The 26,208-nt window shown below is 69.0% G+C and carries 22 protein-coding genes and 1 tRNA gene; 5 read left to right on the top strand and 18 right to left on the bottom strand.

All coding sequences use genetic code 11. From position 1 onward, the window contains the following. Positions 1 to 307: 307 nt before the first annotated feature. The 7 genes from EII35_RS08265 to EII35_RS08295 form a co-directional block, all read right to left on the bottom strand. Positions 308 to 937, bottom strand: coding sequence for a histidine phosphatase family protein (locus EII35_RS08265; protein ID WP_125227991.1), 630 nt, complete (start codon positions 935 to 937; stop codon positions 308 to 310). 170 nt (positions 938 to 1,107) lie between these two features. After that, positions 1,108 to 1,755 (bottom strand): hypothetical protein, encoded by a 648-nt coding sequence (locus EII35_RS08270; RefSeq protein ID WP_125227992.1) that lies wholly within the window; start codon positions 1,753 to 1,755, stop codon positions 1,108 to 1,110. Next, the gene (locus EII35_RS08275) at positions 1,752 to 2,372 is read right to left on the bottom strand and encodes a hypothetical protein (protein ID WP_125227993.1); all 621 of its coding nucleotides are present in this window, start codon (positions 2,370 to 2,372) and stop codon (positions 1,752 to 1,754) included. The genes EII35_RS08270 and EII35_RS08275 overlap by 4 nt, the downstream gene beginning before the upstream one ends. Further along, positions 2,365 to 3,198, bottom strand: a complete 834-nt coding sequence (locus EII35_RS08280; RefSeq protein WP_125227994.1) for an ATP-binding cassette domain-containing protein — start codon at positions 3,196 to 3,198, stop codon at positions 2,365 to 2,367. The genes EII35_RS08275 and EII35_RS08280 overlap by 8 nt, the downstream gene beginning before the upstream one ends. Next, a complete protein-coding gene (locus tag EII35_RS08285; protein WP_221739714.1) occupies positions 3,195 to 3,578 on the bottom strand; it encodes a GntR family transcriptional regulator in 384 nt (127 codons plus the stop codon). Before EII35_RS08285 ends, EII35_RS08280 begins: the two co-directional genes overlap by 4 nt. Positions 3,579 to 4,160: 582 nt before the next feature. Next, positions 4,161 to 6,578, bottom strand: coding sequence for an ABC transporter permease (locus tag EII35_RS08290; RefSeq protein ID WP_125227996.1), 2,418 nt, complete (start codon positions 6,576 to 6,578; stop codon positions 4,161 to 4,163). Beyond that, a complete protein-coding gene (locus EII35_RS08295; protein ID WP_125227997.1) occupies positions 6,575 to 7,327 on the bottom strand; it encodes an ABC transporter ATP-binding protein in 753 nt (250 codons plus the stop codon). Before EII35_RS08295 ends, EII35_RS08290 begins: the two co-directional genes overlap by 4 nt. A gap of 218 nt (positions 7,328 to 7,545) precedes the next feature. Between EII35_RS08295 and EII35_RS08300 the strand changes: the two genes are divergently transcribed. Then, positions 7,546 to 8,259 (top strand): Crp/Fnr family transcriptional regulator, encoded by a 714-nt coding sequence (locus EII35_RS08300; RefSeq protein WP_125227998.1) that lies wholly within the window; start codon positions 7,546 to 7,548, stop codon positions 8,257 to 8,259. A 60-nt stretch (positions 8,260 to 8,319) separates the two neighbouring features. Here EII35_RS08300 and EII35_RS08305 read toward each other — a convergent pair whose 3' ends face one another. From EII35_RS08305 to EII35_RS15900, 5 genes are all read right to left on the bottom strand, one after another. Next, positions 8,320 to 12,210 carry an SdrD B-like domain-containing protein gene (locus EII35_RS08305; RefSeq protein ID WP_125227999.1) on the bottom strand — a complete coding sequence of 1,297 codons (3,891 nt, stop codon included), beginning with the start codon at positions 12,208 to 12,210 and terminating at the stop codon, positions 8,320 to 8,322. Between the two features lie 187 nt (positions 12,211 to 12,397). After that, positions 12,398 to 13,348: an L-lactate dehydrogenase gene (locus tag EII35_RS08310; protein ID WP_125228000.1), complete on the bottom strand. Its 951-nt coding sequence runs from the start codon at positions 13,346 to 13,348 to the stop codon at positions 12,398 to 12,400. Position 13,349: 1 nt separating this feature from the next. Continuing rightward, on the bottom strand, positions 13,350 to 14,324 hold the full coding sequence (locus EII35_RS08315; protein WP_125228001.1) for a ribose-phosphate diphosphokinase: 975 nt from the start codon (positions 14,322 to 14,324) through the stop codon (positions 13,350 to 13,352). Between the two features lie 7 nt (positions 14,325 to 14,331). Further along, complete coding sequence (gene glmU / locus EII35_RS08320) at positions 14,332 to 15,816, bottom strand: bifunctional UDP-N-acetylglucosamine diphosphorylase/glucosamine-1-phosphate N-acetyltransferase GlmU (RefSeq protein ID WP_260465073.1); 1,485 nt, start codon at positions 15,814 to 15,816, stop codon at positions 14,332 to 14,334. Between the two features lie 65 nt (positions 15,817 to 15,881). Beyond that, positions 15,882 to 15,963 (bottom strand) — tRNA-Gln (locus EII35_RS15900). Positions 15,964 to 16,096: 133 nt separating this feature from the next. Between EII35_RS15900 and EII35_RS08325 the strand changes: the two genes are divergently transcribed. Both EII35_RS08325 and EII35_RS08330 read left to right on the top strand, forming a co-directional pair. After that, positions 16,097 to 16,750, top strand: coding sequence for a DNA-3-methyladenine glycosylase I (locus tag EII35_RS08325; RefSeq protein WP_260465074.1), 654 nt, complete (start codon positions 16,097 to 16,099; stop codon positions 16,748 to 16,750). Next, entirely contained in the window at positions 16,708 to 17,400 is a 693-nt protein-coding gene (locus EII35_RS08330; protein WP_125228002.1) for a TetR/AcrR family transcriptional regulator, read from the top strand. The genes EII35_RS08325 and EII35_RS08330 overlap by 43 nt, the downstream gene beginning before the upstream one ends. Before the next feature lie 8 nt (positions 17,401 to 17,408). Here EII35_RS08330 and EII35_RS08335 read toward each other — a convergent pair whose 3' ends face one another. The 5 genes from EII35_RS08335 to rsmI form a co-directional block, all read right to left on the bottom strand. After that, positions 17,409 to 17,894 (bottom strand): MarR family winged helix-turn-helix transcriptional regulator, encoded by a 486-nt coding sequence (locus tag EII35_RS08335; protein WP_260465075.1) that lies wholly within the window; start codon positions 17,892 to 17,894, stop codon positions 17,409 to 17,411. 21 nt (positions 17,895 to 17,915) lie between these two features. Beyond that, complete coding sequence (locus EII35_RS08340; protein WP_125228003.1) at positions 17,916 to 18,803, bottom strand: 4-(cytidine 5'-diphospho)-2-C-methyl-D-erythritol kinase; 888 nt, start codon at positions 18,801 to 18,803, stop codon at positions 17,916 to 17,918. A 200-nt stretch (positions 18,804 to 19,003) separates the two neighbouring features. Beyond that, on the bottom strand, positions 19,004 to 19,855 hold the full coding sequence (gene rsmA / locus EII35_RS08345; protein WP_125228004.1) for a 16S rRNA (adenine(1518)-N(6)/adenine(1519)-N(6))-dimethyltransferase RsmA: 852 nt from the start codon (positions 19,853 to 19,855) through the stop codon (positions 19,004 to 19,006). Beyond that, the gene (locus tag EII35_RS08350; RefSeq protein ID WP_125228005.1) at positions 19,848 to 20,711 is read right to left on the bottom strand and encodes a TatD family hydrolase; all 864 of its coding nucleotides are present in this window, start codon (positions 20,709 to 20,711) and stop codon (positions 19,848 to 19,850) included. Before EII35_RS08350 ends, rsmA begins: the two co-directional genes overlap by 8 nt. Beyond that, a complete protein-coding gene (rsmI, locus tag EII35_RS08355) occupies positions 20,708 to 21,565 on the bottom strand; it encodes a 16S rRNA (cytidine(1402)-2'-O)-methyltransferase (protein WP_125228006.1) in 858 nt (285 codons plus the stop codon). Before rsmI ends, EII35_RS08350 begins: the two co-directional genes overlap by 4 nt. A gap of 270 nt (positions 21,566 to 21,835) precedes the next feature. Between rsmI and EII35_RS08360 the strand changes: the two genes are divergently transcribed. Further along, a complete protein-coding gene (locus EII35_RS08360; RefSeq protein ID WP_125228007.1) occupies positions 21,836 to 23,548 on the top strand; it encodes a dolichyl-phosphate-mannose--protein mannosyltransferase in 1,713 nt (570 codons plus the stop codon). 18 nt (positions 23,549 to 23,566) lie between these two features. Here the strand turns inward: EII35_RS08360 and EII35_RS08365 are convergent, their stop codons facing one another. Continuing rightward, positions 23,567 to 24,655 carry an FAD-dependent oxidoreductase gene (locus EII35_RS08365; RefSeq protein ID WP_125228008.1) on the bottom strand — a complete coding sequence of 363 codons (1,089 nt, stop codon included), beginning with the start codon at positions 24,653 to 24,655 and terminating at the stop codon, positions 23,567 to 23,569. Between the two features lie 106 nt (positions 24,656 to 24,761). Here EII35_RS08365 and EII35_RS08370 point away from each other — a divergent pair, with 106 nt between their 5' ends. Next, on the top strand, positions 24,762 to 26,207 hold the full coding sequence (locus EII35_RS08370) for a uracil-xanthine permease family protein (RefSeq protein WP_125228009.1): 1,446 nt from the start codon (positions 24,762 to 24,764) through the stop codon (positions 26,205 to 26,207). Position 26,208 lies beyond the last annotated feature (1 nt).

A 26,208-nucleotide genomic window follows, 5' to 3' on the forward strand; every position in this document is an offset into this window, starting at 1 on the left:
ATGAACTTGGGACCTCCTCGAAACGGAGCGGAGACCCAAGCTCACACCGCCTCGACTCAGAGGGCGTGCGGTGAAGAGTCAACCCCTGCGGTTGCCTCGACGCCACTTACTCCACACCTTGGACAAAGTCGAGGACAGTGGCCATGCTGCAACACATCCACCGTCGACTCAAGAGGGTCCGGGCCCGTCACCCCCGCGGAGCGCCACGCAACTGCGGGATGGTCAGGAGTAACACCCACGGCGTCATCCCTTTGGCCGAAATCAACGACGAGGGCGATTCAGAGGGTGCGCCTGTCCGCGCGCCCTCTCAGTGCACGGTCTGCCGGACCCCGATGTCGTTGACGAACTCGACCAGCGGCCCCTGCCAGCTGTTGACGAACGAGGTCATGGAGGTTGCCGCGAGGTTGATCCGACGGGCAGGGAGCAGATCGATTCCGAGGATTGCCTGGAGGCAGCTCATGATCGGACCCCAGTGCGCGACGACGACCGTCGTACCGCCCTCGTCGAGCAGACGGTCGAAGGCCATGCGGGCCCTGGCGTGCAGTTCGATGTGCGACTCACCGCCCGGCGGGCGATAGGTCTCGTCGGACCAGAACCGCAGCATCTCGTCGGGGAACTCCGCGCGCAGGTCCGTCCCCAGACGCCCGTCCCACTCCCCGAAGGCCAGCTCATCCCAGGCCGGGTCGGTCTCCGCCTCGACCCCGTAGCGGGCAGCGATGATGGCAGCCGTTTGTTGGGCACGCGCCAGGGAGGAGGAGATGATCCGCACCGGGGTGTCACCGAGGAAGGACCACACCCGCTCGGCGAGGTCCTCGGCCTGGGCCCGTCCCTGGTCGTTGAGCGGCGGGTTCGCACCGCCTCGCCCATCCCAGACCCCGGTGAGGGTGAAGTCGGTGACGCCATGGCGGCACAGGACGAGGCGGCTGTCAGAGCTCATGGCAGCCCAGCATAGAGGGTCCCCCACTCGGGTTCGCCTGTCCTGGGATCGGTTCGCCTGCCATTCTCGCGGCTCGCCTGTCTTGTTGGGCAGGCGAATTGCGAGAAGGCAGGCGTTTCCACATCAAGGCAGGCGAATCCGGGGGTGGGGGGAGGAGGGGCGACGGGCGGTCAGCGGTCCCTGCGTTCGGCCGCCCGGGCCATGAGCGGGAGGACGGCCAGGTAGACCAGGACCCCGACGGCCAGGGCCGTCCAACCCGTCGCGATGCCCGCTGGCACCAACTGCTCGGGACGCAGCCGACTGACGGCCCACTCCGCTCCCCGGACCGCGCAGAGGAAGAGGACGATCACCCCGAGGAGTCGAGGCATGACCCACCGGCTGGGGCCGAAACCGGTGAGCAGCCACCATCCGAGCGCCGCGATGAGGAGGAAGGCCCCCGTGAGGCCCGCGACCTTGGCGGGCCAGTGCTCGGGCGGCACCTCCCCGGTCACCGTCGCCACCCCCACGGCCTCCCACAGGAACACACCCAGCAGCATCAGGACGAACAGGAGGAGCATGACCACCAACGCACTGAGCCCACGCACCAGCACCACGTGACGACGCGGGACCGGCAGCAGATCCAGGTGGAGTTCACCGAACGGGGTGAGAATGGCCACGAACACCGGGATGAGGCTGCCGATCGCCAGGAACGGGATCAGGCTGCCTCCCAGCTGGCTGGCCACGAGGCCCCAGAGCACGCCCAGCACCGGCAGGGCGACCAGGAGCCGCCGCGCCCACCACAGTTCCAGCCGGACCAGGGACGGGATGTACCCCTTCATCGGGCCTCCTTCTCGACGAAGGGCAGGGAGAAGAGGAATGAGACGATGATCCCCAGCACCCCGGCGACCAGCGGGCCCCACATGCCCGACGTACCCCACACCATCCGCAGGAAGACGCTCCCGACGAGCAGAATCAGCGAGATGGCCCCCACGGGCAACCAGAGCTCCCACGTGGCGCGGCCCGAGGAGACGGAACAGTGGAACGCCAGTGCCACCCCCAGAAAGAGCAGACCGATTCCCGACAACAACATCGCCCTCTCCACCCAGTGCTCCGGCAGGGCATGGCCGAGCCTCTCCAAGACCAGCAGGAGGCCGACATGCATGACCATGGCGAGAATCAGGAGGGTGACGGCGACGGTGTAGTGGGCGAGCAGGACCGTCCTGGGCCGCACCGGGAGCAGCTCGAAGACGCCGAGGGGGTAGCCCGGACGACGGGCGGTGAAGATCGCATGGACGAAGAGGATGGCAAAGACCGCCGCCCCGGTTGGCGTCAAGACGACCTCCCAGGCCCCGAAGTGTCCCAGGACCCCGAGGACGAGCAGCACCACGACCAGGGCCCCCAGGTACCAACTGATCCCCTGGAGGTCGACGCGGAGAACTTTCTTGAACTCACGCATGGACCGGCTCCTTGACGAGATGCAGCAGCAGCTGCTCGATGGTGGGGGACTCGGCGACGATGTCAGGGCCGCAGAGCGCCAGGTCCCGGGCCGCAACGAGGGCCTCCCAGCCCATCGCGTGCCGCCGGATCCCGTGGAGGAACACCGCGAGATCGGGGGTGAGGCTCTGGACCCCGCCACGCACCAGCGCCCACTGCTCCCGCAGGTCGTCGAGCTGCCCGGCGAGGGTGACCCGCCCGGACTCCAGGACGACGAGGCGATCCGCGATGCGCTCGAGGTCGCTCGTGATGTGGCTGGAGAACAGCACGGCATGCCGTTCGTCGGTCATGAACTCCGCGACCTGGTCGAGGAGTTGGGTGCGGGCCAGCGGGTCGAGACCGCTGGTGGGCTCGTCGAGGATGAGGAGTTCGGCGCCGAGAGCGAGGGCAAAGGCCAGTTGCAGCTTCATGCCCGCGCCGCGGGACAGCTCGCCGATCTTCTTCCTCATCTCCGCCCCGGCCCACTGGGCGAGCCGCTCGAAGCGGGCCTGATCCCAGTTCGGGTAGAAGGGGCCGAGCAACTTGCCCAGCTCCCCCACCTTCCAGTGCTTCGGCCACGGCGGGGTGTCGAGGACCACACCGACGCGGGTCTTGTCGATGAGATGGATCCGACCGCTCGCCGGCAGGCAGACCCCGAGCCCGAGTTTGATGGCGGTGGTCTTCCCGGCCCCGTTGGGCCCGACGAGCGCGGTGACGTAGCCACGCGGGACCTCGAGGTCGAGTGGCCCGAGGCTGAAGCCGTCGTAGTGCTTCGTCACGGCCGAGAGGACGAAGGGCGAGGGGGTCATGAGTTCTCCTGGGTGTCGAGGGCGATGTCGAGGATCTGCCGGAGGTCGTCGTCGGGGATGTCGGCGAGCCGGGCCCGGGCGACTGCGTCGTCCATGAGCCCCTCGATCTCCCGGAGCACCTGCTCACGGACGAGCTCCGTGTCGCGGGGCTGGACGTAGTAGCCCTTGCCGGGGACGTTGATGAGGAATCCCTCGGCGACGAGGTCGGCGTAGGCACGGGTGGTGGTGATGACGCTGACCCGCAGGTCCCGGGCGAGAACCCGGATCGACGGGAGCGCCTCCCCCTCCGCAGCCTCACCACGCAGGATCGCCGCCTTGATCTGGTCCTTGATCTGACCGTAGATCGGCGTCCCGCTCGTGTTGGACAGGATGATGTCCACATCCACCTCCTTTCTGTATATGTACAGCATATACAGTATGGACGGTATGGACAACCCTGGAGGCGGTTCAGGCAGGCGGCCAACGTGGGCTCCGGACAGGCGCCTCCACCACCAAGGCCACGAATCGCCGTCCTGCTTCCCTGGCACCGTTGACATCGCGGGCTCACCGAAGCAAAGCGGCGATTCATGACCACCCCGACACCGCCCCTCTCACCCCCCGTCGATCTCCCCAGCGCGCTGGTTCGCCTGCCTTGGATCGGAAACGCCTGTCTTCTTTCACTTCGCCTGCCGAACAAGACAGGCGAGCCGCCGACAAGGCAGGCGAGCCCCAACCAAGACAGGCGAACCCGGGACAAGGCAGGCGAAACCAACCCGGTCACGAAGCGACGTCCTGGCGGGGTGGGCGGGGAGGGCGGACCTCGTGCCAGGGCAACCTTGATGCCTCCACTGAACCACTCCTGCTACCGACACCGCGGATGGCAAAGGTCCGGGGCGGGACTCCACGAAGGGAATCCCGCCCCGGACCCGGAGGGCCAGTAATGGGGGGGTCAGACTGGCCCGGTTCAGGGGTGGCGCACCCGCTCACTCAGCGGCGAGCGCCTCGGTGGGTGTGGCGTTGGCGGCCTTGCGACCAGGCAGAACCGACGCGAGAGCGGCCGCGAGCAGGCAGACGAGGATGAGACCACCGGTGTAGAGGAGGTCGACCGAGAACACCGCGTCGACCCGGGAGCCCTCCGGCATCATGCCGAGGGTCGTCGTGACCCCGAGCCAGCTGAAGAAGGCGCCCGCGAGGATGCCGACCCCCACGCCGACGACCCCGAGCAGCAGGGCCTCCACCAGCAGCATGACCCGCAACGACGACCGCTGCATGCCGAGGGCCCGCAACAGCGCCGACTCGCGCTGCCGTTCCAGCACCGACAGCCCCAGGGTGTTGCCGACACCCACGAGGGCGATGACGACCGCAACCCCCAGCAGCGCCGTCAACACGATGAGCAGCACCTCCACGATCTTGATCAGGATGCCTGCCGGGAAGGCCCCGCCGCCCACCGTGATCTCCCGCTCTGAGTCCATGAGGCTCACGATGTCGTTGAGGATCGACCCGAGATCGGAGCGGTCCTTCAGCTTGACCCAGGCCTCCCGGTCCTCAGCGGTCCCGGGGAGCTTCTCGAAGACCGCCTCCGACACCGCAGCCAGACCGGATTCGACCTTCGCGGACTGCACCACGCGCAGCTGACCGACACCCGGGAGCTCGACGACATCAGGGAGGTTCAGTCCATCGTTGACGACGATCGCATCCTCCGGAGCGATCATCTTGTCCGGCAATTCCCACTGCGTCACCACGGGGTTGACGCTGCGAACGGACAGGTCGGAGCCGAATCCCTCCCCGACCTGCACCTCCTTGGAGGGGATGAACTCGACGGATTCGACATTGTCGAAGCCGGTCACCCTGTCGATGAGACGCTGCTCCAAAGGCTCCTGGCTGCGCAGGGTCAGGTCGACCGGGAACTGCTCGTTGATGGCCTCCAGTGCGGAACTGCGCATCGTCGCCACCGCCACCTGCAGGGTGACGATCAGCCCGACCGCCAGCATGAGGGCGACGGCGGTGGCGGAGGCCCGACGAGGGTTGCGGACCGCGTTGCCGACAGCGAGCCGCACCGTCGGGCCACCGAAGGAGAACACCCCACCCAGCACCCGCAGCAGGAAGGGCACGTAGAAGGGGGCCGCCAACAGGATGGCGATGGACAGCAGACCGCCACCGGGAAGTGCCCAGAGCAGCCCCTGCTCCGGCGCCTGGAAGGCCATGAGGATGAGCACGGCGGCGCCGGCGAAGAGCACCAGACAGATCACGCCTCGGGCGATGCTGAGCCGTTTGGCCTTCGTCACCGTCGGGACCACCTGCAGCGCCTCGAGGGGACTCACCCGGGTGGCCGCGAGGGACGGACCCACCACGGACAGCACCGTCGCCAGCACCCCGACGCCGACGGCGATCGCGAGTTCCGTCCACGGGAGGACCAACCCCCAGTGGATGGCCCCGGTGAACAGGGCGGCGACGAGGGCGACGCCGGCACCCAGGAGCACACCGATGAGGGAACCGACGAGCCCCAGCAGCACGGCCTCGGCGACGAGACGTCCCACCACCTGGCCGGAGGACGCACCAACGGCCCGGAGCAGACCGATCTGGCGGCGCCGCTGCGTCAACAGGATGGTGAAGGTGTTGCCGATGATGATCATGCCGACGATGAGCGCCACGGCAGCGAACCCGAGCAGGAGGTTGCGGAACACGTCGAAATCACCCGTGAGCTTCTTCAACGATTCCGTCCGGTAGTTCTCCGCCGTCGCGACGATCGTGTCGTTGTAGAAGGAACCTGTGCCCTGGAGTTCGGCCAGGAGACGAGCGGCGGTGCCCTCCGGGTCGGAGGAGCGGATGAGCCAGAAGTTCGCGCTGTCCGCCTCGGCACCGAACTCTGCGGGGAGGTATCCGGTTCCGGGCGAGAGCCCAGCCGGGTCATCGGTCAGCCCGACGACCTTCACCTCGCCCTCCACACCGCCGACCTCGACGCTGTCACCGAGCTTCACGTCGATCTTGGCGGCATCCTTGGCCGCCAGCGCGATCTCGGTCAGGCCGCTGGGCCACTGCCCCTCCACGAGGGAGGCCCACCGGAACTCCTCCTCGGGCAACGGGAGGACCCGGAAGAGGTTCGCCTTGCCGCTCTTGCTGCTGACGAGGACAGGGCTCTCCAGGACGGGAGCGAAGGCATCGACCCCCTCGACGCCACCGATGACCTCCTCCGCCTTGTCGAGCTCAAGGAAGTAGTCACTCACGACCACGTCAGCCTTGGCGGCAGGCAGCGCGTTGGTGCGGGCGAGGGAGTTCTCCTCCGTGCGCACCGCCACGAGGATCGCGGCGATGAAGCCGACGCTGATGGCCACGGCCACCAGGGTGGCGACGAAACGACCCGGGCGAAGCCGGATCTCGTTGATGGCGTCGCGCAGCATCATGCCCCCAGACGGCCGAGGCTGGTCAGCATCATCTCAGCGGTCGGTGCGGCGACATCGTCGACGATGCGGCCATCGGACAGGACCAGGGCGCGGTCGGCGTAGGCCGCGGCCTTCGGGTCGTGGGTGACCATGATGATGGTCTGGCCCCGGTCACGGGAGCAGCTCTGCAGGTATGCCAGCAGCGCGGTCCCGGCACGGGAGTCGAGGGCCCCGGTCGGCTCGTCGGCGAAGATGACCTGCGGTCGGGTGACCAGGGCACGGGCGATCGCGACGCGCTGCTGCTGGCCGCCGGAGAGCTGACTGGGGCGGTGGGTGAGCCGGTCGCCGATGCCGAGAGAGCCGACGATCTCGTCGAACAGCTGCCGATCCGGCTTCTTCCCCGCCAGTTCCAGCGGTAGCAGGATGTTCTGCTCAGCGGTCAGGGTGGGCAGCAGGTTGAAGGACTGGAACACGAACCCCACCTGGTCACGTCTGATGCGGGTCACCTGCTTCTCCGACAGCGTCGACAGGTTCGACTCCCCGATGAATGCGCCCCCCGAGGTGGCTCGGTCGAGTCCGGCCATGCAGTGCATGAGGGTCGACTTCCCTGATCCCGACGGGCCCATGATGGCCGTGAACGAACCGTCGGCGATCGCCAGGTTGACGTTGTCGACCGCGACGACGGGGCGTGGACCGTCGGCCCCGAACACCTTCGTCAGGTTCTGGGTGCCGCATGCGGCTCGCACGGCCGCTGGGGGATGAACGGTCATGGTGGGGCCTCTCCTTCGCTCAGAAATCACCTCCACGTTATCGACGCAGTCGTTCGCTGCCATCAGTCCACCGGCCCCGAAAGTCGCGGGTGGGGCAAGACCTTGGCACGACCCGCCCCTGAGACCTTCAGCCGATGTCACCGCCACGTGATCACTCGACGGGACCTGACCTGAGACCTTTCGGCCTGGCGACGGGCAAGCGGGCCTACACTACGACCATGCGTGCTGTGAAACCCCTCGTCGGGAGCCCTTTCGAGAGCCGACTCATGAGACAGCTCGAGACCATGGTCGGAGGGGCGCTGCCCAACGCTGGGGCCCTGGCCTCCATGTCGGTGGTCGCGACGATCGACCGGGGGGACCCGCTGCCCGGCGGCCATCAGCCCATGATGTGGTGGGTGATGGATGGTTCCCTCAGCGTGCAGTTCGAGCTCAACGGCAGGACGCAGATCGCCGGGTACGTGGAGACGAGGGACATCTTCATCGGGAGTTACCCGAAGGAGGTGGCCGAACTGCTCGGACTCACGTCCATGCATCCGCTCTTCGACTCCCCCCTGGTGCGGACCCGCAAACGAGGGGTCGCGCTGGAGCGGTCCCAGCTGGTGGGCGTGGCTCTTGGGGTCATCACCGATCTCGCGCTGCGGTACGCCAAGTGGCAGGCCCTGCTCAACATCTGCCTGCTCAACTTCGTGACCTACCACATGAACCGCGAGTACCAGTTCCTCACCATGAACGCGGAGCAGCGGTACCTCGCCTTCCTCCGGGACTCGCCCCGCGCCGCCTCCCTGGTCTCACAGCGGCAGGCCGCGAACTACCTGGGTCTGACCCCGGTGGGCCTCAACCGGGTCGTGGCCCGGCTGCGTCGCGACGGCCGGCTCCCCTGCGCCCAGGAGAAGGAGGCCAAGGGCAAGGAGGCCACGACCGACAAGGCGTGAGCACCCGGCGACGAAAGCCCGAGGGCCCCGCAGGTCAGTTCCTGCGGGGCCCTCGGTGCGTCAGTGACCGGTCCTGGGCAGACCCGGCTTCGGGCTCGGCGGCTGCGGCCTGTCCGGCAGCGGCGTCACCAGTCCGGCATCCAGGCTCGGATCGTCGGCCTTGTTCGGGCCGATCTCGTTGCCGCCCTTGAGCGGTGCGGTGAACCGCACCACGCCGTCGGCATCGACATCGGAGTCCAGTGCGTCGTCACCGCCGAGGTTCTGGCCGGTCCACGAGGTGCCCGCGGGGGCGGTGAACACCAGCTCGTACGCCGCACCCGGGACCAGGTCCTTGAACCCGTAGTACCCGGCGGCATCCGTGACGGTCTCGGCCACCACGACGCCGGCCCCGTCCCGCAGGACGACGCGGACACCGGAGACCGGGGTCTCGCCCTTGGTCTGCTGACCGTCGCGGTTCGCATCGACCCACACGAAGTCGCCGATGGAGACCCGGCCGAGCTTCAGCGGCTCGTCGTCGTCGTTGTCGGTCGGCGTCTCGGCGGGCGGGTTCGCGCCCGGGTTCTCACCCAGCGGCACGACCTCGACGACCTCCGACGGGGCCGGGACCACGTAGGCGATGTTGACGAAACCGGAGTCGATGGCCGCGGCCGGAACCTGATCGGCGACCTTGGCGGTCACCTTCACCACGGCGCCGTCGGCACCGGCGGGCAGGGCCACCGACGAGACGCACACGGGGCGCGAGGCGTCCGTGGTGATGTCGCAGGTGTAGTTCTCACCCTCCATGCGCACCACGCTCAGCCCTGCGGGCAGGACATCGACCACGCTCCACCCGGGAAGGGCGTCGACCGGACCGTCGTTGTGCGGCACCAGGTTGAACACCACCTCGTCGCCGGGGAGGACCACCTCCTTGGAGGACTCGTCCAGCGTCTTGGTCAGCCTCAGGTTGAGCTTCACGAGACCCGCGTCCAGGCTCGGATCGTCCGTGACCTCCGGCCCGGCGGCGTTGACACCCTTGGCGGGGGCCGTGAACCTCACCACACCGACGGCATCGACGTCGGAATCCTTGGCGTCGTCCCCACCCTGGACGTCCTGACCGGTCCAGCCGTAGGACTCGGGTGCGGTGAACACCAGTTCGTGGGCGGCGCCGGGTACCAGGTTGTTGAACCAGTAGTAGCCCTTGTCATTGGTGACCGTCTCCGCAACGACCTCGCCGGAGGCGTCCTTGAGCGCCACGGCGACCCCGGCCACCGGGGCCTCGCCCTCGCTCTGGAGACCGTCGCGGTTGACGTCGAGCCACACGAAGTCACCGATGGACACCCGCGACTCGGTGGTCACGTCGGCGTGGGCGTCGTTGTCGGTGCCGGTCGTGGCGGTGTTGACGTCCACGTTGTTGGGGTCCTTGGGCTCGGGCTTGACCAGCGGGTTCGACTCGGGCAGGGCGTCCTTGGCGTCAGGGGCGACGTGGGCGAGGTTCCGCACCGACCCGTTGAAGTCCTTCACGACCTCGGCCTTCACGACGACCGGAGCGGCCGTCTCACCCGCCCCGAGGGGCGCCTCGTGGGTGCAGGTCAGGGCGGCGACGTCACAGGTGTACCCGGTGCCGGACATCTCGACGACCCGCAGCACCGACGGCGGCATCTCCGTCACGGTCCAGGAGCCCATGGAGGCGGAGGGCCCCTCGTTGCGGGGGGTCAGCTCGAAGGTGACGATGTCACCGACGTGGACGGTGCCCTTCGAGGTGAGGGTCTTGGTGAGCACGAGGTTGTAACCCACCACACCGGCGTCGAGCGACGGATCATCGGCCTTGTTCGGGCCGACCGCGTTGGCACCCTCGGTCGGTGCGACGAACCGCACCACACCAGCGGCGTCGACATCGGAGTCCCTGGCATCGTCACCGAGGTCCTGACCAGTCCACGACAGCCCCTCGGGGAGGGAGAACACCAACTGGTAGGGGGTGCCGGAGATGAGGTCGCTGAACCAGTAGTAACCCTCGGCGTTGGTCGTGGCGGAGCGCAGCTCGGTGCCGTCGGCCTCGCGGAGGGAGACGGTCACATCGGCAACGGGCGGTTCGTTCTCGTCCTGGAGACCGTTGCGGTTGACGTCGTACCAGACGAAGTCGCCGACGGAAACGGGCACCGTGTTGGGGCGGTAGGTGTTGGTCACGGTGACCTTGTTCTCGGAGCCCTTGGCGATGACGACGGGGGTGCCTAGGTCCTTCGACTCGAGGGTGAAGTCGGCGATGGCGACGTCGTCCTCGCCGGTGATGCGGCAGGTGGTGCCGAGCGGGAACTCACCGACGGTGGTCTCGACGGCGGCGCGGAGGTTCAGCCGGCCGGTGGCGGGGGTGTTGCGGTTGCCCATCGAGTCACACTCGTAGGTGACGGGGAAGTCGAGGTCCGCGCCGATCCCCTGGGGGACGACGGCCTTGGTGACCTTGAAGGGGGCGAACTCCTTCGGCAGCCAGGTGTTGGTGAGTTCCACCGCCAGGGCCTTCTGGTCGACGATGACGAAGTCGGCCCGCTGGCCGTCCTCGGACACCGTCACCGCAGGATCCTCGGAGGAGAACTCGTAGTCACCCCAGAGACCGGTCTCAGGAGCGGGATTGGCGGAGATGACCTTCTCGGTGAGGGAGACCTTCGTGCCCTCGGGGAAGCTGGCCTCGTAGACGGTGCCGGCACCGACGGTCACGGTGTAGGTCGTCGGGTTCGACGGCGCGGTCCAGTCCGGGTAGTCGGCTGCGGTCCTGCCCTCGGGGAGTTCGTAGTGGATGGTCACGTCGAACTTCTGGTCCGCAGGGAATCCGGCCCCGGAGACCAGCTTGAGCACCTTGAACGAGCCGAATCCCTTGCGGTAGTGGATGGTCGCAGCGAAGGTCTGCACGTAGTGGGTCTTCACCGAGAACGAGCGGGCCTTGCCCACGAACTCACCGGAGTTGGAGTAGGTCTGACCCGGGATGACCGTTCCACCACCGGGGAAGGATGTGGCGTAGGCGTAGTTGTAGTTGCACTCCTGCTTGAAGGGACCCGAGTACTCGACCTGCATCTCGGTCTTCTCGGCGTTGATGACCACGTTGAGGTTGAAGCCCTTGCCGAGGTCCTTGCCCTGGCGTGCGACCTCGACGGACTTGTAGCCGTGGGGGACGCTCCGGTCGGCACAGACCTCGTTCAGGGTCGCGAGCTCGCCGGCGGCGGCATCAGTGATGAACTGGTGTCCGGGGCGCACCCTGTCGATGATGCGGACGGACTCACCGGGCTGGTAGTTCTTGGCCAACCAGGGGCCGCCGGCGTAGATGGTCCACCGGACATTCCTCGCACCTGCCACGGGCGGGCTGGCCCACTTGCTGGCGCCGCCGCTGGCCTTGAACTCGTCGGGGCCGACGGGCTTGTCGTAGGGCAGAGGAACCCGCTTGGTTGACCCGTTGGCGATGACGTCGAGTTCGGCGCTGTCGCTGATGTCGACGACGCTGAGCATCACCTCGAGGCTGCCCGCGACGTCGCGCATCCCGCGGATGACCTCCCCGAAGGTGCAGGTCACCTCAGGGACGTTCTTGTACCAGGGCTGCCCGCTCGCGGGATGGATGTTCTTCAGCACACAGGAACCGGCCTCGGTCCCGTCGGCCGCCTTCATCGGGAAGGTGCCCTCTTCGCGGATCGACATCTGCCGCGGCAGCGTGACCTTGAACGAGTCACCCGGCTTGGCGTCGGCGCGGGAAGCGTCGTAGTTCATGCTGAACTTGACGCGGCTGCCCACCTTCAGGGTGCCGTCGTCGAGGACGACGCCCTCGGCGTTCGTCTCGTCGAAACGGAGGTCGGTGAAGGTGATTCTGCTGTTCTCCTCGGCATGGGCCTCCTGGCTGTGACCTGCGATGACGAGCATCGACGAGGCCAGCAGGAATCCCGTGACCGCAGCCAGCGCGCGGCGGGGGGCGCTGCGCAGCGATGACGACTGCATCTTTTCTCCTTGTGGCTTCCTTCGGAAGTGATCTGGGCACCAACGGCGGCCCAATGAACGAAGGGAGCTTACTGAAAGTTAGCATTGGCCGAAAGTTTGACTTTCAACCGTGCATTCACCTTTGTCCAGTTCGGAGGGTGGATGTCAGCCGGGCGAGGCGGCGCCGACGCCGACGGCGCCCGCCTTCTCAGTATCCGAGGGTGGAGAGGGTGTGGCGGATCGCCTGGGCGGACTCGTGCATGCAGCCCAGCTCGCCGTCGGTCAGGGGCAGCAGCAGCTGCCGCCCCGCGCCGGAACGATCGACGATCGTCGGCACCGACAGGCACACGTCCTTGATCCCGTACCAGTCCTCGACGAGGCTGGACACGGGCAGCACCCGGTGCTCGTTGCGGAGGATGGACTCGATGATCCGGGTGCCCGCCAACCCGATGGCGTGGTTCGTCGCGCCCTTGCCTGCGATCACCTCGTAGGCGGCGTTCACCACGCGGTCGGCGATGTCGTCGCGCATCGACTCGTCGAGAACCCCCGTCTGCCTGGACCAGTCCAGCAGCGGCACCCCACCGATCGTCGCGGAACTCCACAACGGGATCTCGGAGTCGCCGTGCTCACCGGCGATGTAGGCGTGCACGTTGCCGACCGCCACCTCACAGGCCTCCGCAACCAGGTAGCGCAACCGCGACGAGTCCAGCACCGTGCCCGAACCGAACAGCTGGTTCCGGGGCAGGCCACTGATCTTCAGCGCGGCGTAGGTCGTCACGTCGACGGGGTTGGTCACCATGAGGAAGATCGCCTCGGGCGAACGCTCCACCAGCGGCGGGATCACCTTCTCCATGAGACCCACCGTGGATGCGGCGAGGTCCATCCGGGTCTCCCCCGGCTTCTGTTTCGCGCCCGCCGTGATGACCACGACATCGCTGCCGCGGGTGACCTCCGGGTCATCGGACCCGGTGATCCGCACCTGCGGCATGAACTGGCTGCCGTGGGCCATGTCGAGGGCCTCGGCCCGGACCTTCGCCCCGTTGACGTCGTACAGCACGACCTCCCGGGCCACGCCCTTGATGAGGCTGGCGTAGGCGAGCGACGAACCGACCGCCCCCGCGCCGACGATGCACAGCTTGTTGACTCCCTTGACGCTCATGTCAGGCCTGCCCTCCGAACAGCGAGGTCACCGACCCGTCCATGAACACGGCGTTGATCGCCTTCGCGATGAGCGGGGCGATGGACAGCACCGTCAGGTTCTGGATGGGCTCGGCGGTCCGGATCGGCAGGGTGTTCGTGACGATGATCTCCGACATGCCGCAGGCGTTGAGGCGCTCCGCCGCCGGGCCGGAGAACACCGCGTGGGTGGCGGCGCAGATGACCTGCTTCGCCCCGCGCTCGTGGAGGGCGTGGGCGGCCTGGGTGATGGTTCCGGCCGTGTCGATCATGTCGTCGACGAGCAGGCACACCTTGCCCTTGACGTCGCCCACCACCTCGTGGACCGCGACGGTGTTCGCCTTCTCGTGGTCACGTCGCTTGTGGATGATCGCCAAGGGGCAGCCGAGCTTGTCGGTCCAGAGATCCGCCAGCCGCACCCGGCCCGCGTCGGGCGAGACCACCGTCATGTCCGAGGTGTCGTAACGGGACGTCACGTGATCGGCGAGGACCGGCAGCCCCCACAGGTGGTCGACGGGACCGTCGAAGAAGCCCTGGATCTGGGAGGCGTGGAGGTCGACGCTCATGATCCGGTCGGCCCCGGCCGCCTTGAACAGGTCCGCGACGAGCCGGGCCGAGATGGGTTCCCGCCCGAGGTGCTTCTTGTCCTGGCGGGCGTAGGGATAGAACGGGGCCACGACGGTGATCCGCTTGGCCGAGGCCCGCTTGAGGGCGTCGACCATGATGAGCTGCTCCATGATCCACTCGTTGACCGGGGCCGTGTGGCTCTGGATCACGAAGGCGTCACAGCCCCGCACCGACTCCTCGAACCGGACGTAGATCTCCGAGTTGGCGTAGGCCAGCGCCCGCGTGGGCACCAGCGAGGCCCCCAGGGTCTCGGCCACCTCCTCCGCCAGCTCCGGGTAGGCGCGCCCACTGAACAGCATGAGGTGCTTGTTGTTCGCCGTGCGATTCGTCATCGGTGGTTCAGCCCTTCCGCTTGGCCCGGGATTCGGTGACGGCGGCGTGGACGCTGCCGTCGTTGGTCTCCGCCGCCTGGGCGGCCTTGGAGCCCGGGCGTCGTTTGGGCACCCAGTCCTCGGCGACGTACTGCCTGCCGCGCGCCACGGCGAGACCACCGGCCGGGACGTCGTCGGTGACGGTGGAGCCCGCCGCGACGAAGGCTCCGTCGGCGACGTCCACGGGGGCGACGAGCACGGAGTTGGAACCGATGAACACGGACCGGCCGATGTGGGTCATGGACTTGTTGATCCCGTCGTAGTTGGCGAAGATCGTTCCCGCACCGATGTTGGCGCCCTCGTCGATGACGGCATCGCCCACATAGGCCAGGTGCGGCACCTTCGACCCCTCGCCGATCACGGCGTTCTTCGTCTCGACGAAGGCGCCGATCTTGCCGCGCGCCGCCAGTTGGGTGCCGGGCCGGAGGTAGGAGTAGGGGCCGACGACGGCGCCCTCCCCGATGATCGCGAGGGAGCCGTGGGTGCGGATCACCTCCGCGTCCGCGCCGACCTCGACATCCGCGAGGGTGGTGTCCGGACCGATCGTGGCGCCGACGCCGACGGTGGTGGCCCCCTGGAGGGTCGTGCCGGGCAGGAGGGTGACGTCCTGCGCGAGGTCCACGTCGATGTCCACCCAGGTGGTGGCCGGGTCGACGACGGTGACGCCCTCGAGCATCCAACGTTCGAGGATGCGTCGGTTGAGCTCCTGGTTCATCCGGGCCAGCTGGAGGCGGTCGTTGACGCCCTCGGTCTGCCAGATGTCGTCGGTGACCATGGCGCCGACCGATTGGCCACGGTCGTGGGCGAACCGGAGCACGTCGGTGAGGTACTGCTCGCCCTGGGCGTTGTCGGTGGTGAGCTGTCCGAGCCCGGCCCGCAGGGTGGCCGCGTCGAAGACGTAGATGCCGGAGTTGATCTCCCGGATGCGCCGCTGGTCGTCGGTGGCGTCGCGGTGCTCGACGATCCCGGTCACCCGACCCTCGGTCCGCACGATGCGGCCGTAGCCGGTGGGGTCGTCGACCTCCGCGGTGAGCACCGTGACGGCGTTGTGGTCGGCGCGGTGGAGGGTGACCAGCCGCTGGAGGGTCTCGCCGGTGAGCAGCGGGACGTCGCCGTAGGTGACCACGACCTCCCCGTCGAACTCGGGAAGCCCGGCCAGCGCGCAGGAGACCGCGTGCCCGGTGCCCAGCTGCTGCTCCTGGACCGCGGTGGTGACGGTTTCGTTGAGGGATTCGAGGTGCTCGGCGACCTGGACCCGCTGATGCCCGACGACGACGACGAGGTGGGCCGGGTTGAGGGCCGCGGCGGCGGAGACCGCATAGCTGAGCATGGAACGCCCACACACCTCGTGGAGGAGCTTGGAGCGTCGGGATTTCATCCTGGTGCCGCCGCCGGCGGCCAGGACCACCACTGCCTGGACTGAATCGGCTGGGGTCTCGAGATGGTCGCTCAACTGGGGCTCCTCCCTGGCAGGCGGGCCCGAGTCGGCCCGTCGGGCCCAACAATACCGGGGCGATGTGGCTCCCCGGGTAGGAGTCGAACCTACTTCGCTTGTCCTGATTCAAAGTCAGGCGGGCCCTGCCGAAAGACCAACCGGGGAATGGCCTGCGCGCAGGCCTGGTGGCAATTCTACCCTCACGACGCGGGTGGTCGGGTTCTCCACAGGTGGCGACGATTTCCGTCCGTCGTGACCAATACGCCCCGGAACTGCCCATGATGGGGGTGAGGAGGTCATGATGACACGCTGTTTCGGGACAGGGGACCCGCTCTACGAGAGGTATCACGACGAGGAGTGGGGGCGGCCGCCACAGGACGTGCCGGACGAGGCGCCGCTGTTCGAGAGGATCGCCCTGGAGGGGTTCCAGGCGGGCCTGAGCTGGTTGACGGTGCTGCGGAAACGGGAGGCGTTCCGCGTCGCGTTCGGCGGGTTCCGGCCTGACCTCGTCGCGGGCTACGGCGACGAGGAGGTGACCCGGTTGTCTCGGGATCCGACCATCATCAGGAATCCACTCAAGATCAGGGCCACCATCCGCAACGCCCGCGCCGTCGTCTCACTGCACGAACAGGGCCTGCGGCTGTGGGACGTCCTGCGCGGCTTCGCGCCCGAGCCCCGGGCGGCCCCCGGGTCGATGGCGGAGCTGCCGTCGAGCACGGCGGAGTCGGAGGCGCTGAGTCGACGGATGAAGGAGCTGGGCTTCACGTTCGTCGGGCCCGTCACCATGTACGCCACGCTGCAGGCCCTGGGGCTGGTGAACGATCATCTGGCGGACTGTCCCCAGCGCGGACCGGCCGGTGAGGCGTCCAGAGCTTGGGATTCGGCCTCGGGATCGGCAAGATGGGGGCCATGCCCACACCGACCCGAGCCCGAGCCCCTCGCCCCCGGGTGAGGTTGTCGGCGGCGGAGCGTCACGAGCAGTTGCTGCTGATCGCCCGCTCGGTGTTCGCCGAGCGAGGATTCGAGGGTGCGTCGGTGGAGGAGATCGCCGCGCGTGCCGGCGTGTCGAAACCGGTGGTCTACGAGCACTTCGGCGGGAAGGACGGCGCCTACAAGGAGGTGGTGGAGCGCGAGACCACCACGCTGCACTCGGCCATCCGCACCGCGTTGACCACCCCCGGGGCGAGGGCACGGGAGACCCTGGAGCGCGGCGCGCTGGCCCTGCTGGACTACATCGACGGCTGCCCCGACGGGTTCCGCATCCTGTCCAGGGACTCGTCGCTGGCGAACCCGAACGGTTCCTTCGCCTCGATCCTCAGCGACATCGCGATGCAGGTGGAGGACATCCTCGTCGCGGACTTCGATCGGCTGGGGCTCGAGTCGGCCTTCGCGCCGCTGTACGCCCAGGCCCTGGTGGGGCTGGTGACCATGACGGGCCAGCAGTGGTTGGAGACGCGCGAGCCGGACCGGCTCGTCGTGGCCCGGCACCTCATCAACCTGGCGTGGAACGGCATGGCCCATCTGAGACCGGATCCGCAGCTGCTCGTGGAGCGGCTGGATCGGGAACGTCCGCGGAACTCAGGCGACGATTCCGCGGCCTGACGCCTTGGTCACTGGGTGGAGTCGGCGAGGAGTCTCCGCAGGAGGGCCGTGAGGGCCTCGCGGTCGTCGCTGGACCAGCCCGTGAGGAGGGTCTCCTCCATGGCGACGAGGGCCTCCAGCGCGCGGTCCACCACCTGGCGTCCCTGCGGGGTGAGCTCCACCACGACGCCCCGGCCGTCGTTCGGGTCGGACTCCCGCAGCACGAGGCCGCGGGAGCGCAGCCGTTCCACCCGGTTCGTCATGGTGCCGGAGGTGACGTGCGTGAGCTGGAGCAGCTGCCCCGGCGACAGCCGATACGGCTCCCCCGCCCGGCGCAGCGCCGACAGGACGTCGAACTCCCAGATCTCCAGGCCGTGCTCGGCGAAGCAGCGCTTGCGTTCGACGTCGAGCACCGCGGCCAGACGGGTGACGCGGGACCACACCCCCATGGGCGACGTCGCCACGTCGGGGAGTTCCCTCCCCCAGGCGGAGAGGACCTCGTCCACCTCGTCCACGAGGCACCTCCAAAAGCGAGACTAGATGACCCGGGCCCCGGGGACGGGGCCGACCGCGCGACGAACCGCACGGACCCTCGAGGATACCCGCAACGCGTCCGCCACCCGCAGGGCCAATTCCTCGCCGTCGCAGAGGAAGGCGATGGTCGGGCCGGAACCCGAGACCACCGTCCCGAGCGCCCCGGCCTGGTCGCCGATCCGGATCACCTCGGCCAGGTCGGGCTGGAGGCTCAGGGCCGCCTCGGCGAGGTCGTTGGTGAGCAGGGCACCGACCCGGGCGACGTCCCCCGACGCCAGGGCCGCGAGGAGTTCCGGCGCGACCTCGGTGGGGCGGGGCGGGCTCAGCCGATCGAACTCACGGAACACGGCGGGGGTGGACAGGCCGCTGTGGCTGAGCGCCAGCACCCAGTGGTAGGAACCGGCCGTCGGGATGGGCTCGAGACGGTCCCCACGGTGGGCGCCGATCGCCGTGCCGCCGTTGAGGAGGAACGGGACGTCCGAGCCGAGCCGTGCGGCCAGCGGGTGCAGCTCCGCGACGGTGAGGCCGAGCCCCCAGAGCTCGTTGCAGGCCACCAGCGTCGCCGCGGCATCGGCCGACCCCCCGGCCATGCCGCCCGCGACGGGAATGTGCTTGCGGACCAGCACCTCGACGCCCGCGTCGACGTCGTACGTGGCGGCGAGGAGGCGCGCGGCCCGGGTGACGAGGTTGGTGTCGTCGGTGGGCAGGAAGGCCGAACCCTCGCCCCGGAAGGCGAGACGGAAGACCCCCGGCTCGGTCGCGCGGACCGTCACCTCGTCGTGGAGGGAGACGGCCTGGAAGACGGTTCCGAGCCGGTGATAGCCCTGCGCGTCGGTCTCCCCCACCAGCAGGGCGAGATTCACCTTGGAGGGCACCAGCACTTCAACCACGGTGTCAACCTAGCAGCCGGGCGGGGCCGCCTCGGGACCGGACCGGCCACCCCCTCCCACCGGCCTCCTCACCCCGCTGATTCGCCTGCCTTGGTTCGGAAACGCCTGCCTTCTTTCAAAACGCCTGCCAAACAAGACAGGCGAGCCGCCGTTCAGGCAGGCGAGCCACACCCAACACAGGCGAAACCAAGCACGGTCACTCAGGGCAGCTGGGCGGCGATGGCGGCGAACTGCGCGACGTCCAGGACCTCGCCCCGCACCTCGGGCGCGATCCCGGCCTCGGCGATCGCCTCCGCCGCCGCCGTCGAGGAGCCGAAGGCCCCCGCCAGGCAGGCCCGCAGCATCTTGCGGCGGGAGGCGAAGGCCTGGTCGATCACGTCGAAGACCTGTTGCCTGGACGCCGTCGTCGCCGGTGGGTCGCGGCGTTCCAGCCGCACCAGCCCGGAATCAACGTTCGGGACCGGCCAGAACACCTTCGGCGGCACCGTCCCGACCCGCTCCGCGCTCGCCCACCAGGCCAGCTTCGCGCTCGGCACCCCGTAGACCTTGGAGCCGGGCGCCGCCGACAACCGATCCGCGACCTCCAGCTGCACCATCACCAGGCCGCGCTGCCAGGTCGGGAAGGTCTCCAGCAGGTGGAGCAGCACCGGCACCGACACGTTGTAGGGCAGGTTCGCCACGACGGCACTCGGCGGTTCGCCGGGCAGCTCGGTGACGGTCATGGCGTCGGCGGTGACGATGTGAAGCCGCGACGCGGCCTCCTCCCCCATCCGCTCGGCGACGGTGCGGGCCAGCCGTCCCGCCAGTCTCTCGTCGATCTCAACGACGGTGACGGCGCGCGCCACCTCGAGCAGTCCCAGGGTGAGCGATCCCAGCCCGGGGCCGATCTCCAGCACCACGTCGTCCTCGCCGATCCCGGACAGGGCGACGATGCGGCGGACAGTGTTGGCGTCGATGACGAAGTTCTGCCCCCGCTGCTTGGTGGGTCGCAGGTCCAGTTCCGCGGCGATGCTGCGGATGGAGTGGGGGTCCAGCAGACCGGTCTCAGGCATCGCTGCCCCAGGTGGTGGCGTAGGCGGCCTCGGTGTTGGCGGTGACCCGCTGGCAGAGGGCCGTCAGGTCGTGGTCGAGCAGCTCGGCGAGGAACCGCACCGTGTGGGGCAGCAGGTAGGGAGCGTTCGGGCGTCCCCGGTGCGGTTTCGGGGTGAGATAGGGGGCGTCGGTCTCGACGAGGATGCGTTCGACGGGGGTGACCCTCGCCGCCTGGCGCAGGGACTCGGCGGAGCCGAAGGTCACCACGCCGGGGAAGGACAGCCAGAATCCCCGCTCCACGCACTGCTCGGCGAACCGGGCGTCGCCGGAGAAGCAGTGCATGACCACCCGCTCGGGACGCTCGACGGCATCCAGCACGGCCAGGACCTCGTCGTGGGCGTCGCGATCGTGGATGACCAGCGTCAGGTCGTGCTCCCTGGCCAGGGCGATGTGGGCGCGGAAGGAGTGGACCTGCGCCCGCTGCAGTTCGGGGTCCCTCGTGCGGTAGTGGTCGATCCCCGTCTCCCCCACCGCGACGACCCCGGGCCGGTCGATGAGCTCAGCGATCCGGGCGATGTCGGCGTCGAGCTGCTCGTAGCCGCCGCGTTCGACGGCGCGGGCGGCGTCGTTGGGGTGGACGGCGACGGCGGCGCGGACCCTCGGGTCGGCCCCGGCCAGTTCGGCGGCGACCACGGAGGACTCGACGTCGTAGCCGACGTCGACGACCCCGATGACCCCCACCGCGGCGGCCGCGTCGAGGCTGGCCGCGGCCTCCAGCCCGGAGAACCGGGTGGTGCTGAGCAGGTGGGTGTGGTTGTCAACAACGGGTGCGGGCAGTCGCTCGGGCGCAGCGGGCAGGGTGTCGGGCAGGGTCATCTCTCCCCCATCGTGGTCTTGGCGGCCAGGGCTGCCTCGTACAGTTCCTTGCGGGCGACGCCCAGCAGGTCGGCGACGGCGCGCACCGCCCCGGACAGTTTCTCACCCGCGGCGACCCGTTCCCGGACCATCTCGAGCGCCTCCCCGGTCCCGGCGCGGGTCGGGGTGGCCCCGGCCACGACGACGGTGACCTCGCCGCGCACGCCGTCGGCCGCCCAGGCCGCCAGGTCGGCGAGCCCGCCCCGGCGGATCTCCTCGTGGGGTTTCGCGAGTTCCCGGCACACGACGGCCCGCCGTTCGTCGCCCCAGCTGGCGGCCGCGTCGGCGAGCCACTCGGCGAGGCGGTGGGGGGCCTCGAAGAACACCATCGTGCGGGTCTCGGCGGCCAGGTCCCGCATCCTGGCCAGCCGTTCGCCCCGTTTCCGGGGCAGGAACCCCTCGAAGCAGAAGCGGTCCGACGGCAACCCGGACACGGCGAGGGCGGTCGGGACGGCGGAGGGACCGGGGACAGCGGTCACCCTGAGACCGCGCTCGACGCAGGCGGCGACGAGCCGGTAGCCGGGGTCGCTCACCGAGGGCATGCCGGCGTCGGTGACCAGCACCACCCGCTGTCCGGCCGCGACGGCGTCGACGAGTTCCCCGGTGCGTGACGCCTCGTTGCCCTCGAAGTAGGACACGACGCGGGCGCCGGTGACGACGTCGATGCGGCGCAGCAGCGTCGCGAATCGCCGGGTGTCCTCGGCGGCGATGACATCGGCGGCGACGAGGGTCTCACGCAGCGCCCGGCTGGCGTGGGTGTGCGAACCGATGGGCGTCCCCGCCAGCACCAGCACCCCGCCCCCTGTTGCTTCCATGACCAAAAGCCTACGAGGTCGCCACGAAGGCTGCCATGACGATCCTCACCACGATCCAGTGCGATCCTCGTCACGATCCCCTCATCCGCGCACCCTCTAAGAGGGCGCGCGGACAGGCGAATCTACTACGGTCGCCCCGGTGACCCCCTGGCAGCGTTGTCCTCCTCGAACGCACGATCCAGTGCGCTCTTCGTCGTCCGCCTTGCCATGAGGTCACCGTGTCGGTCCTCGTTACGATCCTCCTATCCGCGCACCCTCTAAACTGTCCGCGTGGTGACCACGGTGGAGGCCCTTGAAGACGGCAGACTGCGCCATCCCCTCAGGGGTTGGCTCCTGGCTGGTGTCCTCGCGTTGCTGGCCTTCGGGTTGCGGATCGTGAATCTCGGTTTCCCGAACAAGATCGTCTTCGACGAGACCTATTACGCCAAGGAGGCGTGGGGGCTAATCCATTCGGGTTATGAACGCAAATGGGCCGACAACGAGCAGTTCCACACCAATGACCGGATCGCGGAGGGAGACCTGAGCGGTTTCCTCCCGGACCCGCAGTACGTGGTCCACCCGCCGTTGGGGAAGTGGCTCATCGGTCTGGGGGAGCACTGGTTCGGCATGAACGCCTTCGGTTGGCGGTTCATGGCCTGCGTCTTCGGTGCGCTGCTGGTGTTCTTCACCGTGCTGCTGGCCCGGCGGTTGTCCCGTTCCCTTCTCGTCGGCGGCATCGCGGGGGTGCTGCTGACCGTCGACGGGTTGGCCTTCACGATGAGCCGGATCGCGTTGCTCGACATCTTCCAGGCGGTGTTCTGCCTGATGGCGGTGCTGGCCCTCGTCGTGGACCGGGACTGGTTCCGGGTGCGACTCGCCGCGCATCTGCGCGCCCGCGACCTCCCGGATCTCGACGGCAGCTTCGGCCCACTCATGCTGTTCCGCCCGTGGCGGATCGCGGCGGGGCTGCTGTTCGGGGCCGCCTGTGCCGTGAAATGGAACTCCCTGTACCTCATCGCCGTGTTCGGGATCGTGACGGTGGCGTGGGATCTCGGCGCCCGATCCCTGGCCGGGGCCGGGAAGCTGCGGGTGCTGACGTGGAAGGCGTGGGTCCCCGCCGCCGTCGCGCTGGCCGGGGGCGTCGGCCTGTTCGGCCCGAAGGTGGGCCACGTGCAGGCGGCGTTGCTCATCGGCGCGGTCGTCGGGCTGCTGCTCTACGCCTGGTCGGTGGGGATGGAACGTTCCCTGCTCATCGACGCCCCGATGGCCTTCATCTCGACGGTGGTGCTGGCGGTCCCGGTGTACCTGGCCAGCTGGGCGGGCTGGCTCGTCACCTCGGGCGGCTACTACCGCAACTGGGGGGCGCAGAATCCGGACCATCCGCTGGTGAAGGCGATCGGGGCGCCGCTCGCATCGCTGTGGGAGTACCACTCCGCGGCGTACAACTTCCACGTCGGCGACTCGATGATGGTCAACGCCACCCACGTCTACGAGGCCCACCCGGCGGGGTGGCTCGTCATGGCCCGCCCCATCGGCATCGACGCGCAGAACGAGATCCAGCCGGGCGAGCAGGGCTGCGAGGCCGTCGGGACGACGTGCCTGCGGGTGATCTCCGGACTTGGCACCCCGCTGCTGTGGTGGCTGGCCTGTGCGGCACTGGTCGCCGGGCTGTGGTGGTGGCTCGGGCGCCGGGACTGGCGTTTCGCCGTGCCGGTGCTGGGTGTGCTGGCGGTGTGGCTGCCGTGGTTCCAGTACGCGGGTCGTCCGCTGTTCTTCTTCTACGCCATCGTGCTGCTGCCGTTCTACGTCACGGGGTTGGCGATGGCGATGGGGAAGCTGCTCGGCCCCGCCGACGGCCCGCACCGACAACGCAACGCGATGTTCATCGGCGTGGCGATCGGCTTGGTGATCCTCAACTTCGCCTTCATCCACCCGATCCTCACCGACGAGCTGCTGACCCGGCCACAGTGGCTGGCGCGGATGTGGTTCGGCACCTGGATCTGACCACCGACCCCCGAGGGATCAGTCCCGACGGAACAGCTTCCGCGTGGCGACCGCGCGGAGCCGGGAACCCCACGGCAGCCCGACGTGCCTGGCCGCGTCGACGCCGAGCAGCAGCGTCGCCAGATAGCACCCGGACGCGGTGCCGTTCATGAGTTCGCCGCGCCCGTTGCCCCGGGTGTAGAAGCCGCCGGGTATGGCCGAGGCCCCGACGATGGGGCGGCCGTGATCGCTCGGGTCGATGACCAGTTGTCCCGCCTGCTCCCCCTCGACCCCGAACTCGGCCCCGGCCCACGTGGCCAGCGCCTCGGCGGCCGACGGCAGCTGTGAGCGCGTGCACTTCGGGCCGAGCAGCAGCGTCGCCTCCCCCGACGGGCGACGCATCCACACCGGCGGTCCCGCGTGGAGTTCCACCTTCTCGGAGACCACCGGGATCCGCAGCGTCGGGACGTACTGCGGCTGCCCCGCCCCGGCCAGCGACCCCCACGGACTCACCCCCAGCGTGTCGACGACGGCGTGGGCGGAGATCACCTCGAAGTCCCGTTCCCACGCCATGTTGCGACGCACCGTGATGTCGGTGTGGCCGTCGAATCGGCGGATGTGCGTGACCGTCACGTCGTGGGTGACCCTCGCCCCAGCCCGGCAGGCCTGGGTGTGCAGCGCGGCGGCGTACTCGTAGGGATCGACCAGCAGGGCCCGGGAGGTGAGCCCCGGCCCGCCCGGCCCCTCGGCGACCCGCACCTCAGCGCCCGCATCCCGGAGCACCCGACACACCCGGTCGAGCTCCCGCGCCAGGGCGACCCCCAGCGAATGGTCCTCCAGCAGCGTCGTCACGGGCGCGATCCCGGCCGTCGCCATGACCTTGCGGATCTCCTCCAGCCCGGCGAGGTTGCGGCGGACGTGCTCCGTGACGGCGGCGTCCCCGTAGGCGCCGGCCATGTTGGCGCAGGTGCTGGCGTGCGCGGCCGCAGCCACCCCGTGCCCGATCGCGGCGGAGGCCCGTTCCGGGTTCGGATCGAGAACCACGACGGCGAATCCGTCCGCGGCGAGCCGCCGGGCAGCCGTCAGCCCGGCGATGGTCGCCCCCAGCACCACGACGTCGCGCACCATGCACCCACCCTAGCGCCGACGCGCCGGGGGCACGGGGGAAACGGGACCCTTGCACCTTGTCGCGGCCCGGTGTCGTAGCATTCCCGCGGAAGGCGAAAGGACTGCAATGTTCGGGTGGAAGCTGCACAACGACGGGAAACTGGAACCGGGCGCGGTCGTCGCCCCGACGGAGCGCCTCGGCTGGGGCCGCACCATCGGGCTCGGCGCCCAGCACGTCGTCGCGATGTTCGGCGCGACGTTCGTGTTCCCGCTGCTCATGGGTCTCAACCCACAGCTCGCGGTGATGATGTCCGGGATCGCGACGCTGATCTTCCTCGTCGTCATCAACCACAAGGTGCCGAGCTACCTCGGGTCGTCGGCGTCCTTCGTCGGCGTCGCGACCGCCATCTACGCGGGGGGCGGGAACCCCGCCACCCTGTCCGGGGCGCTGTTCGTGGTGGGACTGACGCTGTTCATGGTCGGCCTCATCATCCACTTCGCCGGGGCCAGGGTCATCCATCGGGCGCTGCCGCCGGTGGTGACCGGCGCCGTCGTGATGCTCATCGGCTTCAACCTCGCCCCGGTCGTCGCGGGCGTGTACTGGCCGCAGGATCCGTGGCTGGCTTTCATCGTCATGGTCATCGTCATCGCGCTGAGCGTCGGCCTGCGCGGCTTCCTCGGCCGCATCGCGATCTTCCTGTCCCTGGTCATCGGCTACGTGCTGTCCTGGGTCTTCGACCTCGCCTTCGGCCCGATGCGCTCCACCGGGACCGACGGGTCGGTCGTCGAGAAGCTCCGCGTCGACTGGTCGGCCGTGCAGAACGCCGACTGGTTCGGCCTGCCCCCAGTGACGGATCTCAGCACCTGGGTGCACGAGGGCACCGACAACGTCGTCGGCTTCCACCTGCCGCAGTTCAGCCTCGCCGCCATCGTCATCGCGCTGCCCGTCGTCATCGCCCTCATCGCCGAGAACACCGGGCACGTGAAGGCCGTCGCGGAGATGACGGGCGAGAACCTCGATCCGATGATGGGACGCGCCATCGCGGCCGACGGTGGGGGCTCCATGCTCGCCACCCTCGTCGGCGCCGGGCCGACCACCACCTACGCCGAGAACATCGGGGTGATGGCCGCCACCCGCGTCTACTCGACGGCCGCCTACGTCGTCGCGTCGATCGTCGCCATCGGTTTCGGTCTGTCGCCGAAGTTCGGGGCCATCATCTCCGCCACCCCCGGCGCGGTGCTGGGCGGCATCTGCGTGGTGCTCTACGGCATGATCGGCCTGCTCGGCGCGAAGATCTGGAAGGAGAACCGCGTCGACTTCGGCAACCCGATCAACCTCATCCCCGCCGCCGCGGGCATCATCATCGGCATCGGGGACGTGAAGCTGCCCATCGGCGAGTTCACCCTCGGCGGCATCGCGTTGGGGACGCTCGTGACCATCGTCGTGTTCCACATCGCCCGACTCATCGCGCCGCGGGAACTCCGTGAGGCAGCCGACGGGGCCTCCCTCATCTACGACGCCCCCGGCATCTACGACACGGACGAGGAGAACGGCGACGACACCACGCGGTAGC

Source organism: Arachnia propionica, assembly GCF_003932785.1.
GTDB classification, from domain to species: Bacteria; Actinomycetota; Actinomycetes; order Propionibacteriales; family Propionibacteriaceae; genus Arachnia; species Arachnia propionica_B.